The 12,498-nt window shown below is 40.1% G+C and carries 10 protein-coding genes and 3 pseudogenes; 10 read left to right on the top strand and 3 right to left on the bottom strand.

From position 1 onward, the window contains the following. Window positions 1-84: 84 nt before the first annotated feature. From PN838_RS21125 to PN838_RS21130, 3 genes are all read right to left on the bottom strand, one after another. Window positions 85-1,992 carry a beta-galactosidase gene (locus tag PN838_RS21125; protein WP_334313417.1) on the bottom strand — a complete coding sequence of 636 codons (1,908 nt, stop codon included), beginning with the start codon at window positions 1,990-1,992 and terminating at the stop codon, window positions 85-87. After that, window positions 1,949-2,401, bottom strand: coding sequence for a hypothetical protein (locus tag PN838_RS26655; protein ID WP_334313418.1), 453 nt, complete (start codon window positions 2,399-2,401; stop codon window positions 1,949-1,951). Before PN838_RS26655 ends, PN838_RS21125 begins: the two co-directional genes overlap by 44 nt. A gap of 346 nt (window positions 2,402-2,747) precedes the next feature. Next, a complete protein-coding gene (locus tag PN838_RS21130) occupies window positions 2,748-3,965 on the bottom strand; it encodes a peptidylprolyl isomerase (protein ID WP_272181883.1) in 1,218 nt (405 codons plus the stop codon). Window positions 3,966-4,580: 615 nt separating this feature from the next. Between PN838_RS21130 and PN838_RS21135 the strand changes: the two genes are divergently transcribed. The 10 genes and pseudogenes from PN838_RS21135 to PN838_RS27620 all read left to right on the top strand — a co-directional run bounded on the left by PN838_RS21135 (window position 4,581) and on the right by PN838_RS27620 (window position 12,472). Further along, complete coding sequence (locus tag PN838_RS21135) at window positions 4,581-4,769, top strand: hypothetical protein (RefSeq protein WP_272181884.1); 189 nt, start codon at window positions 4,581-4,583, stop codon at window positions 4,767-4,769. Beyond that, complete coding sequence (locus PN838_RS21140) at window positions 4,763-4,999, top strand: PfkB family carbohydrate kinase (RefSeq protein WP_272181885.1); 237 nt, start codon at window positions 4,763-4,765, stop codon at window positions 4,997-4,999. Before PN838_RS21135 ends, PN838_RS21140 begins: the two co-directional genes overlap by 7 nt. Next, window positions 4,987-5,517, top strand: a complete 531-nt coding sequence (locus PN838_RS21145; RefSeq protein ID WP_272181886.1) for a PfkB family carbohydrate kinase — start codon at window positions 4,987-4,989, stop codon at window positions 5,515-5,517. Before PN838_RS21140 ends, PN838_RS21145 begins: the two co-directional genes overlap by 13 nt. A gap of 18 nt (window positions 5,518-5,535) precedes the next feature. Then, window positions 5,536-6,623 (top strand): annotated as a pseudogene (locus PN838_RS26660) (glycoside hydrolase family 117 protein). A 302-nt stretch (window positions 6,624-6,925) separates the two neighbouring features. Continuing rightward, complete coding sequence (locus PN838_RS21160; protein ID WP_215965479.1) at window positions 6,926-7,630, top strand: VC0807 family protein; 705 nt, start codon at window positions 6,926-6,928, stop codon at window positions 7,628-7,630. 623 nt (window positions 7,631-8,253) lie between these two features. Next, window positions 8,254-8,646: an alpha-glucosidase domain-containing protein gene (locus PN838_RS21165; protein WP_272181889.1), complete on the top strand. Its 393-nt coding sequence runs from the start codon at window positions 8,254-8,256 to the stop codon at window positions 8,644-8,646. Further along, a complete protein-coding gene (locus PN838_RS21170; RefSeq protein ID WP_272181890.1) occupies window positions 8,639-9,691 on the top strand; it encodes a TIM-barrel domain-containing protein in 1,053 nt (350 codons plus the stop codon). Before PN838_RS21165 ends, PN838_RS21170 begins: the two co-directional genes overlap by 8 nt. Window positions 9,692-9,726: 35 nt before the next feature. Continuing rightward, window positions 9,727-10,094: pseudogene (locus PN838_RS21175) on the top strand (TIM-barrel domain-containing protein). Window positions 10,095-10,117: 23 nt separating this feature from the next. Beyond that, window positions 10,118-10,699, top strand: coding sequence for a DUF5110 domain-containing protein (locus PN838_RS26665; protein ID WP_334313419.1), 582 nt, complete (start codon window positions 10,118-10,120; stop codon window positions 10,697-10,699). Window positions 10,700-10,939: 240 nt separating this feature from the next. Continuing rightward, window positions 10,940-12,472 (top strand): annotated as a pseudogene (locus PN838_RS27620) (methyl-accepting chemotaxis protein). The last annotated feature ends 26 nt before the right edge of the window (window positions 12,473-12,498 follow it).

The following is a 12,498-nucleotide window of genomic DNA, read 5'->3' on the forward strand; positions in this document are numbered from 1 at the left end:
TAAGGCATTAATTATAATTAGATTAAGTATTTTTTATATAATTAATGCCATTTCTGATATTTAGGACGTTATTGTTAACAATAATTACTGGTTGAAGCGCCTTTCGTACATTATTTCGTTAATTTCTGTCGCCGCTTTTACAATCGGTTTGTAAGGTGTATCTGCAACATTGATAAAACCAACATTGTAGTTTTCACCATCATAAGCACGACCTGTAATTGGTGAGTCCATATATTGGAACCAGTGAGCACCAATAAAGTTTGGATGGTCGATAACTGAGTGCATATAGTCTTTATACATTACGCCGCGGTCTTCTTGACTTGATGCGTGAATGAGGCCGGGATGGAACAAGCCCGAGTCAGATGCGCCATTGTGCCACTCTCCAACAATCGCAGGCATATCAAGTTTTTCTAAGAACTTCCATTTACTCTTAGTAAGACCTTCTTTGTAAACGTTAAAGCTTATAACATCGACATGTTTTGCAGACGCCATGACAGCTTCTTTTGGCATACCCCAATCAGGGAAGCGAGCACCCATATATAGGTGATTTGGCATATGTTTGTCTTTGGCTTTACTCACAACAGAGAAATACTGATTTGCATATGCATGAAGCATAATTGAAAAGTCAGCGACTTGATTCGGTTTTGTAATATCGCCTTTAATCCCTTTGTTAAAGCTTTTCCAGCTTGCGACGTCTGTTCCCCAGCTGGTATTTAGTTTTTCAATCGTTCCGTATTTTTGCTTCATTAAACGAGTGAATTCTGCTTTGGTTGGCACGTCATTGCCGTCGCGCTGTAACGTATGTAAAGCAATACCATACTGTGATGCAAGACTATCAGGACGGCCTAAGCTCATTTCGTTATCGATAAACACACCAACACACCAAGGGTTGTTGCGTACTTCTTCCGCCACTTTTGCTAGGGTGATATTGGCGCGTTCTTCAAACAACGGATCGAATACATCCGGCAGTGGCGCCCAAAAGTCGTTGCCGCTAGATACGGTTTTGTAGTTACCTATGATCCAACCGTTCGCAAAATAAGGAACACGATTGTTCTGATAAAACATTGGATCAGTCCAGTTGCCGAATGACGTAAAGCCCCAAGTTTGCATTCTTCGAATAGTCACATCCTGCCAAACTTGCATGAAGTCAGGGTTTATATCTGAATATTTCCGCTCTAAGTTGGCCGAATAGAAACTGAAAGTTTCACCATGTTTAAGGGGTCCTGAGTGTGCTGAACGGCGGTAGCCGTAATGTTTGCCGAGAGGTTCGTCGTAACTTGGTAACCAATTAAACATTTGTTTACGTACGTCTGACGCGACTTTGCGTGTTGGAATAGCTTCAGCACCAACGCGGTTTAACTTTTGTGAGTCTTCAGGGGTGAGATCACCTGCTTTTCTTTGGACGATTTTAGATGGGTCGAAGTCATATCCTGTCATTGTCGACGTATTGGAAAGGCGAATAATGTCTAAACCTGTAGCAAAGTATGGGTAACCTTCTGGGTCAACTAGAGACCATTTGTCGCCAATTTTTTGGGTTCTAAAATAACCTGTGGCAGCTTGACGAGGGCCGTTTTTCCAGCCTCCAAATTTCGATCGTGTGGCTGGGTCATAATTATTTCTTAATTCACTCATTTCCTGATCACGAGCGGCTTTTAATTCGTCGATATCATGGATTTTTCCAGCAAATTCAACTTTAGCGTTTTGGCCAAATTGATCGACTATACCCGTCAAGAACTGCTCATCAAATTTAGGGTTTGTTCTTAGGCCGATATTACTGATGGTGATCGTCTTATCAAAAAGGGCACTTTGTACGCTTAGGCTAATTCGTTTGATTTTCGATGTATCTAAGTTCTTTTTACCCCAAAGTGAAATGAATTGAGTTTCATTTGAAGCCCAAGTATCAGGGTTAGAACGTAGACCAGAGGTAAAGTTAAGTTCTACTTTTTCATCACCATCTGGCGTTGCTAAGGTCATGACCAGCCATTTTGGCATAATAGGTTTTTGTAGGGCCAATAGGAATGCTGACACTTCGAGTGTAGTTATCTCCGTTGCCATCGGTAATGTCTAAATATATTTGGGTTGAATGCTGACCGCTATTGGCAATGTCGAATGCAAGATTAAAGTCTTTAAAATCGCTCCAGTCCCAACCCTGCTCAGATTCAAATACAATTGATGAATAGCTATGCTTACCAGAATGAAAGTTAACAACGATTGCGCCGTCATCTGATACATAAGCATCAGCGGCATTGAGCTTCACTTCTTTTGGAAGTGTCTTGTCTGACTGAATATCGACAAGCTGGGTTAAATACGACGAGTCGGTATTTGTTGATTGGTTTTGTTTATTGCTGCATCCGCTGAGCAGCATCACTGTTGATAGGGCTGCCAGTGTTATTATTCTCATTTTGTTCCCCTGATGGTTATGTTGGAGCTAGGATGAGTATATAGGATAAAATGTAGATTGAAAATTGTTAACAAAATGTTTTTTGAATTATTTTTAGTCAGCTCTGTGTCCATTATAGCGTGTGTCTAATTTAATTCCCTTAACTTGCTAATAAATAACAGGGTTGTTGTAAATTACTCGGCGTTATAGATAGGCTTTAGATAGTTGACGTCACATCCAATATTGTTTTTTGAGACGTTTTAGTAAGTATTTTTTACTATTTATAAGGTGTGTTTGTGAAAAAATAACATAAAAAAAGCCAACAGATTTGTTGGCTTTTAGTGTATTAGTTATTAGTTATGCTTGATTAAGGCAAAGGACAGTCCATTGCTGTTACTGAGTCGATAGTAATTGCAACGTCAGGCACGTCGGCACGACCGCTTTGAGTTGAGGTATCAACATTAACGATAGTATCAACAACATCCATACCACCAATGACACCACCGAATACAGTATAACCAACGCCATCGCTTGCAGACTCTTGGTTTAACGAATCATTATCAACCACGTTAATGAAAAACTGACTGGTTGCTGAATTTGGCGCTGAAGTACGAGCCATAGCAATTCGGCCTCGATAGTTTTTAAGTCCGTTCATTGATTCAGTTGCAATAGCTGCTCGGGTCGTTTTGGTTTCAAGTTCTGGTGTTAATCCACCACCTTGTATCATAAAGTTAGGAATTACCCGGTGGAAAATTAGACCATCATAAAAACCGTCTGTTACATACTGAGTAAAGTTTTCACTTGTTGCCGGTGCATATAACGTATCAATAGCCAATTCAATATTACCTTGGCTTGTTACCATGTTAAAACAAGAATAATCGCCGCGAGTTAAGTCAATGGCAGCAGTATCGTCACTGTCATTAACAGGGTAAGGTAAGATAATAACTTTAGGTTCAATTGGTTCTGAAACCGCAGGGCAGGCTGTCGCTACAACATTACTTATCAAAACATTTTCATCAGGTTTATATCCAACATCGTCTGTTGCGGTAACAGGCACATCTGAAATGGCATCAACAACGTCCATTCCAGCGACGACGCCACCGAATACGGTTAGTCCATGACCATCCGAGGTTTGGCCATAGCCAAATGAAGGATTGTTGTAAATGTTAATTAAAAAACTGGAGGTTGCTGAATCAGGTTGGTCAAAACCACGCGTTGCCACTAAACGACCGCGGTAATTTAATAAACCATTTCTTGCTTCAGACACAACTGGATCTAACGTCGTTTTTGCGACTAAATCTTCACCCATGATGCCGGTTTGGACCAATGAGTTGGACAAAACATTATGGAAGATCACGCCATTATAAAACTGACTGTCTACATATTGTTTAAAATTTGCGGCGTGCAATGGGGCATATGTTTCATCCAAAGCTACGGTAAAATCACCTTTAGTCGTCGTTACGTCATAACAAGCATAACCGCCACGAGACAAATCGAGTGTGGCTGAGGTATCGGTGGTCGAAAGAATATCTGGTTCTGAATTGTCATCGTCATCTGACGAACAGGCAAATAAAGATAACGACATACAAAGTAGAAGGGTACTGCGTAGGTTAAACATGACGGGTTCTCAACTAATTCAAAGGAAAATTTTTCAATTTTAATGCGCGACTTTTTGAAGCGATTCAAAATGAATGTAATTTTATTGTTTTACAGACTATGTATTAAATCATAAGTTCAACGTTTAAAACGTAATCTTATGTAACTGTACGTATAAAACAGTCTGTTTTACCAAAATACGGCAGTCATGTAATCGCTTACAGTAACAAAAGTCAACTATTCTAATCAAAAATGAATACGTTTAACCTCTGGGCATATTACCCAAACACCACTTTGTGTATATTTAATTGTTAACAAAAGTGTGTTATTACGTTACTATCAAATTATTGTGTGAAACAGTATTGCAGATAATAAGTGTAAAACTGAGGCCTGAAGTGGGCTTAAGCCTTTGTTCCGGTTACGACTATTTAGGTCTATTTAATGGGGTGAACATCTTTGCCTGATCTCTACGTGTTTGCAAATAGGATTATCCGCGAATGCAGACGATTAACTGGAAGCTCGCTAGAAGTAACGGTTTAGTTTGGGTGATAACTTCTGAAATGAAATTTAGATAAACCCTTGTGGTGAAAATGAGAAATATATTATGAGCCGTACATTAATGGCCATCGGCGAATGCATGATGGAGTTAGTTGAGCAAAGTGATGATTTGCTTCAAAGGTCCTATGCTGGCGATACTTATAACGCCTTAGTTTATGCCAAGCGCAGTTTTCCCGAGCATGATGCTCAATTTTTTCCGCGGTCGGTCAAGACAATGTCAGTTCGGCTATGGTAAGTCGATGGGTTAACGAAGGCATTAATATTGAAACGGTGCAACGCAGTGCAGACCATACCATCGGTATTTATTCGATTGCTGTAGATGCTGAAGGCGAGCGCAGTTTTAGTTATTGGCGAAAAGATTCAGCCGCAACAAAGATGATGCGATTACGCTCAGAGACAGCACTTTATGAACTATGCAAAGACGCCGATTTGATCTTTTTAGCGGTATCAGTTTGGGTATTTTGAACGAAATTGATAAAGCTAAGTTATTGTCACTGCTATCTAAATTGAAATCTGAAGGCAAAGTGATCGCATTTGATCCCAACTATCGCCCTAGCATGTTTAAACATGTTGATGATGCGGTTAAGTGGTTTACCAAAGCCTATCAGGTCGCCACTATTGCCTTGCTTAGGTTAGATGAACATGAACTTTTATTCCGACATAGGAATAAAGAAGAGGTCGTCAACTTTTGCTTTGCAAATGGAGTCAATGAAGTAATTGTCAAAGCAGGTAAGTTGGGCACCTACGGTTATTATGAAGGTGAAGAGGTATGTGTGCCATTTTCCCCTGCACCAAAGCAAATTGATACAACAGCAGCCGGAGACTCATTTGCGGGCGTTTATTTGGCCTCTAGACTCTCTGGAGTAAATGTTAAAGACGCGATTCATAACGCCGCTGATGTGGCGAAAATTGTTGTGCAGCACAAAGGGGCCATACTATCTGCGGCACTTTTGAAAGATTGCATCAGTAAATTAGTCCGATAAATTAAGACTGGAAAAATTATGACAGACAAAGCTAAAAAACTCAGCTTGGCAAGCAAACGAGCAATAGAACGTGGTTATGACCAAAAGCCGTCAGATTGGATGACTGAATTTGATGTTGAGCCGCTAAAAGGTGACTTTGCATTTGAAGAAGGCGTTATTCGTCGTGACCCAACGTCGGTAATAAAAGTGGGTGATGAATACCATTGCTGGTATACCAAAGGCACCGGTGAAACTGTCGGTTTTGGTAGTGACAACCCAGACGATAAAGTGTTCCCATGGGATTTAACTGAAGTTTGGCATGCAACATCAACTGACACAATTGAATGGCATGAGCAGTCTGTTGCTATTACGCGTGGCGAACCAAGGTCGTTATGACGATAGAGCTGTGTTTACGCCAGAAGTATTGCACTTTGAAGACAAGTTTTATTTGGTTTATCAGTCAGTACAATTTCCTTATACCAACCGTCAAATAGAGCAAGTTGCCATGGCATATGCCGACTCTCCTTATGGCCCTTGGACTAAATCAGATGCACCTATTTTATCGCCCTCGCAAGACGGAGAGTGGCTAGGAGACGTTGATAGCCGTTTTGAAGTTAAATCAAAAGGTAGCTTTGACAGTCACAAAGTACATGATCCATGTTTATTGGCGTTTAATGGTAAGTTTTATCTTTATTACAAAGGTGAAACTATGGGCGAAGAAATGAACTTTGGTGGCCGCGAAATTAAGCATGGTGTTGCTATCGCAGACAACATTTTGGGTCCTTATGTTAAGTCAGAATACAACCCAATATCCAACAGCGGTCATGAAGTAGTAGTTTGGCAACAAAACGGCGGTATTGCGAGTTTATTAACTACTGACGGTCCAGAGAAAAACACGATTCAATTTGCCGAAGACGGTATTAATTTTGACATTAAAGCCCATATTAAAGGGGCTCCAGAGGCTTTGGGGTTGTACCGTAGTGGCGAACAGACTGAAACATTACCTGAGGCTAACCTGGGGCTTGTGCCATAAATACGATGCGAGTTGGAATTGGAATTTTATTTGTAAATTTAAAACCAGAAAGCAAATTTTGGATGCAGGAACATTTCAAAATACTGCAGGGTAATTAAATGAATAGAGTATTGCTCCACCCGACAGTTTTGTTTGCACTGTTAGGAAAGTGGTACAAGCGGTTGTTATGGCGTGAAACAATAATAAGAAAAATGCCTGACTACCTTAACGGATCTTATTAATACTGCTTTGGGAAATACGGTTACCTTTATAGCGGGATTGATATGATAATTGTGTGTTGTTACAAACCTTTGACAGTGATTGGGTAACCTTTCACTGTCTTTTTTATATTGATGTTGGCGTAAATAGTTCGACTTGTTACACTGCCTCACACTTATTATTTTCGTAATTAAGAGCATGACTCAAAACCAACCACAAAAGCCTCAAGCCAGTAATACATTATTGGAACTTGTATTTAATATTGTTGTTCCCTCGCTCATTTTAATGAAACTATCCTCGGACGAATATCTAGGTACTGTAAACGCGTTAATAATTGCTTTGGCGTTCCCATTGCTTTATGGCATTTGGGATTTTGTAAAAAGTCGCAGCTTAAATTTCTTTTCTCTGCTTGGTTTTTTAAGCACTTTATTAACCGGCGGCATTGGATTGTTTGAACTTGATCCGCAGTGGTTAGCCATAAAAGAAGCCGCTATTCCTGCGGTTATTGGTTTTGTTGTTTTAATGTCGAGCTTTGGACATAAGCCATTGATAGCAAAATTGATATTAAATCCTGCCATTTTTGACTTAGAGAAAATTTACGATACGTTGGCAAAAAATAACAAGGTAGACGTTTTTAAAGCTGAGATTAATCGTGCAAATTTGTGGCTAGCTGGCACATTTGTTTTCTCTGCAACTGCCAACTACGTATTGGCTCGTATGATAGTTACTAGCCCAGCTGGTACCGTGGCATTTAACGAAGAGCTTGGTAAAATGACCATGTTAAGTTATCCCGTGATTGCGATACCTTCATTACTCATGTTAATCGGCTTGTTGGTTTATGTTGTTAAAATTATCACTAAACTTACCGAGCTAAAGTTCGAAGATATCGTTCAACAAGAATAATGTCATGCCTATTGAGCAATGAATTCTCTTATACACAGCGCAAGTTTTATAGAATGTGTGCTGTGTAGAAATATCAAATTTATAACCGCGATAATTAAACAGCCTCTGTAATTAAATCGCTATTCCAATGCCAATATGTTTGCCAAATATTAATTCCTACATTTTGAACAAAACTCAAAGCGTGACCTATGTAAAGTCGGAATGGATTATTGTTTAGCAACGAGTAAATCGCGACGCTCTAAATTCTAAATAAAACCATGAATATCTGAATACGTATGTAGCTTAAATACATTTCCCTCCATTCCCGATAGCCTACTAGTTCGCGACAGTTTTCGTTTTACCAATGTCTAAAAATAATTGCGAAATGTTTGTTATATGCCTGTTTATTCTCCGTTTTTCATCGATTTAGGACGAGTCGCTAGATCTGGTTACGAACAGGGGTTAAGGGGTGAGGAATGCTGTTTAATACCGATTTTACGGTGAAGTCATCACCGGGCACAACTTACAATTTTCATCTACACGGACTAATGTCAATAATAAGCAAACATTAAAAACAGGTCTAAACGTAAATTGGAATTTAACAAATAGTATTTAAATCAACAAAGTTAATAAAGGTTTGCCTAATGAGATCCAACATATTTTGGTTATTTATCGTTATATTTTCTACCGAGGTGGTCGGAAACGAGTTAGTGTCTTGGCAGTTACATGGTCAATCTTTGGAGCTGAAAACAAAGGTCAGTCAAGTGACGTTGACGGCGCTGACTCAAGATGCAATAGAGGTATTATATGACGCCGACGAAAAACAAATTCCGTCGTTTGCTATCGATTATGATGCCCTTAAACAAAACCCAAACTTAGCTTCTGATGTTTCTGTTGTAGAAAAACCCGGCCAATTGTTATTCACGACTGCACATATGCGAGCTGTCGTCCAAAAAGTGCCATTTGGGATTAGATTTGAATACAAAAATAACTTTTTATTCGCAGAGGAAAGTGGCTTTTTTAATGAGCATGAGTAAACTCGGGTTTCGGTTTCGATTGCAACTAGGGGAGTTACTTATGGGAGGCGGTGAACGTGTACTTGGGATGAATCGCCGGGGACATCGCTTACCTCTGTACAACCGAGCTCATTATGGCTATGGCACTGAATCTAAACAAATGAACTTCTCTATTCCTGCGGTGGTGTCGTCGCGCAAGTACACTTTGTTATTTGACAATACCGCGAATGGTTGGATGGACTTAGGTCATTCCCAATCCAATGTTTTGCAGTTTGAAGCAACAGGCGGACGCAAAGCGTATGTCGTCATTGGGGGCACTACTTATCCAAATCTATTACAGCATTATGTTGGAGTGACGGGCAAGCAACCTTTACCGCCCCGTTGGGCATTTGGTAATCACGCATCGCGATTTGGATATCGAAACCAAAATGAAGTATTGGAAACGATAGCGTTGTTTCGAGAAAAGCGGATACCAGTTGATTCAATTATTTTAGATCTATATTGGTTTGGTGCGGAGATCAAAGGTCACATGGGGAACTTGGATTGGGATGATAATACCTTTCCTGCCCCTGAATCGATGATTTCGACATTAAAACAAAATGGTGTAAACACTGTTCTGATCACCGAGCCATTTATTCTAACAAGTTCAAAAAAGTGGACTGAGGCAAACGAAAATAGGGCATTAGCTACAGATTTAGGTGGAAAGCAGACGAAGACGTTTGATTTTTTCTTCGGAAATACTGGACTCATAGATGTCTTTAAAGCCGATGCACAAGTGTGGTTTGGAAACGTATATAAACGTTTAGCAGCCCAAGGTGTTGCTGGTGTATGGGGAGATTTAGGCGAACCAGAAGTGCACCCTAAAGACATGTTACATACACTCTCCAACGCTCTGAATATGCAGGTTACTGCCGACGAGATACATAATGTTTATGGTCATCAATGGGCAGATTTAGTGACTACAGCACTTACTGAATATGATGTTAATGGTCGCCCATTTATGATTATGCGTTCAGGCTTTGCCGGTTCACAGCGGTTTGGCATGATCCATGGACTGGCGACGTAAGCCGGTCATGGGATGGCTTAAAGCCGCAAATTGAGCTGACATTACAAATGAGTTTGTTGGGCATGGGCTACACTCACTCAGATTTAGGTGGTTTTGCCGGTGGCGACACTTTTGATAAAGAGATGTATATTCGGTGGTTACAATACGGTGTATTTCAACCAATATATCGGCCCATGCTCAGGACAATATTGCACCTGAGCCTATTTTTCATGATGAACAAACCGTTAATATAATTAGAGAATCGATTAATCTTCGATATAAATTATTGCCTTACAATTACACATTGGCCTATGAAAATACGACAACGGGCATGCCACTGATGCGGCCGATGTTTTTTGGTGATGAGCAAAATTTTGATTTATTGAAGATAAAAGACCAATATTTTTGGGGAGATTCTTTTTAGTTAAACCGATAACGGATCCTAGGGTGAACCGTATCCCTGTCATTTTACCACCCGGCATCTGGTTTGATTTTTGGAGTGATAAGCAGTTTAAGGGCGCACAAACCATTAACTATCAAACGGCGTTATCAACAATTCCTGTATTGGTTCGAGCAGGTTCAATTATCCCTAGTGTTGAATTAGTTCAGACAACAAAAGATTACAGCAGTGATGCGTTACAACTCGATTACTATTTCCATCCTTCCGTTACCACATCACAAGCAAAAATGTATGAAGATGATGGTTTATCAGCCAATGCAATCGCGACAAAGCAATTTGAGTTATTGCAATTTTCAGCCACAATTGAAAACCTTGATAAAACGCCAATTTCAGCGTCTACGCTTACATTTACTCTAGCAAAATCTAATGACGGTTTAGGCTATAAAGGCGCGCCAATGAGTCGCGAAGTTACGCTGGTGATTCATAATTGGCAAACAACGCCAAAGCAGGTGGAAATAAATGGTGTTCTCTCTAATTTCGCTGATTATGACTGGGATCAAGACAAATCAAGGTTAACTGTTAAAATTGCCAAATGGGCTCAAAATAATGTAATGATCTCTGTGAGGTAGCCGTTATAGGGGATGTGTCAGCTAATCGCATTTTAATTTTCGGTTTCAACAACTAAAGTCTATAACACAAATACTTGATCGCATGTTTGGTTGCTTTTTGTCCAGCTCGCGGTTTAAAAGTGATGTAGATCAAGTATTTTTTCGTTATCTTGCTATTTTATTTGAAACGTCTGCTATATAGGATGTATGACACGTTATAATTTGTTGGATTGTAATTTAAGTCAGGAAAAGGAGAAGTGAATGGCTAGGCGGGATCAGGCAATAATTGCGGAAGAAGTTGATTTTGATGTAAATGAAGAACTTGTCTCAACCACGGACACCCGTGGAGTTATAACCTATGCTAACGATAGCTTTTGTCAGGTAGCAGGTTATACTAGGGAAGAAATGATCGGCAAAAATCACAATCTGGTTCGACACCCAGACATGCCAAAAGCGGCTTTTGAAGATTTATGGTCGCATTTAAAAAAGGCGAAAACTGGCGAGGCGCAGTAAAAAACAGATGTAAAGATGGACGCTATTATTGGGTTGATGCCTACGTAACTCCTATTTATGAGTAAGGGTGAATTAGTAGGTTTTCAGTCGGTTCGTCGACATTTAAGTGCCCAACGAAAAAGAAAGCGACCGAGATTTATCAGGCGATAAATCAAAATAAAAATATTGAACCTAAGCTGCAGAATATTCAACTGCGACATATTGGCTTTGGTCTATCGGCTTTGTTAGCTGGCGCGGCAAGTTTTAGCTTGAACTGGATTGCTTTGGTTACCCCTGTTTTACCTTTCATTTTTTATTACCCTGAATTATTTACAACCCCTGCGTTTTTCAAACGATTGAAACAAGAAAATGACAGTGTTTCGCGGTGGGTTTATTCTGGAACAGGGATTCATAGTATTGCGGATTTTCATCTAAAGTTATTTGAAGGCAAAACCCGAACAATATTGGGGCGTGTTATCGACAGTTCACAAATTATGGCCGTTGGTGCGAGTACGTTAAATGGTGCGGCACATAAAGCAAAACTTGGGGTTGAACAAGAAACCCATGAATTGCATCAGGTTGCTACCGCAGTGGAAGAAATGGTTGCAACGATAGACGAAGTGGCACAAAACACCGTGAGTACATCTACTAAAGTAAGTGAAGCTCACGCCGATTGTGAACGTGCTAATGCGGCAATGACTCATACAATGACACAGGTTTCCTCGTTGGCAAAAGAAGTTGAGAAAAGCGCCAACTCGGCAAATGAATTGGCGTCTGAAGCTGAAAAAATTGGTTCAATAATGCAGGAAATTCAGGGTATTGCGGATCAAACTAACTTACTTGCACTAAATGCGGCAATAGAAGCTGCTAGAGCCGGAGAGCATGGCAGAGGGTTCTCCGTTGTAGCGGATGAAGTTCGAGCGCTGTCAAGCCAGAACCCATGGTGCGACTGAACAAATTCACAAATCGATTAACGAAATTCAAAATACGTTATTGTCTTGGTCCAAAATTATGGAGCAAGGTAAAGATTCGGCTGACGCCTGTGTCGCCGAAACTCAAGAAACTCAAGATATCGTGAACAGCGTTTATGCTGCGATCACTGATATAGCAGACTTGGCTATGCAAATATCCACAGCAGCCGAAGAGCAAAGTTCTGTTTCTCAAGAGATCAGCCGAAATATCGTCAATATTAGCGATGCATCACGTATCAATTTAGAGCAAGCTGAATTTGTCGAATACGAAGCAAATGAAATTCAAACCCGTTGTAAAAATCTAGCCTCACTGAGTTTAAGCTTTAAGTGATTTGTTAATAGCTAAAACCATTTTAA

Source organism: Psychrosphaera algicola (genome assembly GCF_028401425.1).
In the GTDB taxonomy this organism is placed as follows: Bacteria; Pseudomonadota; Gammaproteobacteria; order Enterobacterales; family Alteromonadaceae; genus Psychrosphaera; species Psychrosphaera algicola.

Excerpts from the sequence above, each read along its gene's own strand:
- PN838_RS21160 (WP_215965479.1), top strand. The coding sequence starts at position 6,926 with ATGACTCAAAACCAACCACAAAAGCCTCAAGCCAGTAATACATTATTG.
- PN838_RS26655 (WP_334313418.1), bottom strand. The coding sequence starts at position 2,401 with ATGAGAATAATAACACTGGCAGCCCTATCAACAGTGATGCTGCTCAGC.
- PN838_RS21125 (WP_334313417.1), bottom strand. The coding sequence starts at position 1,992 with ATGCCAAAATGGCTGGTCATGACCTTAGCAACGCCAGATGGTGATGAA.
- PN838_RS21135 (WP_272181884.1), top strand. The coding sequence starts at position 4,581 with ATGAGCCGTACATTAATGGCCATCGGCGAATGCATGATGGAGTTAGTT.
- PN838_RS21170 (WP_272181890.1), top strand. The coding sequence starts at position 8,639 with ATGAGTAAACTCGGGTTTCGGTTTCGATTGCAACTAGGGGAGTTACTT.
- PN838_RS21140 (WP_272181885.1), top strand. The coding sequence starts at position 4,763 with ATGGTAAGTCGATGGGTTAACGAAGGCATTAATATTGAAACGGTGCAA.
- PN838_RS21130 (WP_272181883.1), bottom strand. The coding sequence starts at position 3,965 with ATGTCGTTATCTTTATTTGCCTGTTCGTCAGATGACGATGACAATTCA.
- PN838_RS21165 (WP_272181889.1), top strand. The coding sequence starts at position 8,254 with ATGAGATCCAACATATTTTGGTTATTTATCGTTATATTTTCTACCGAG.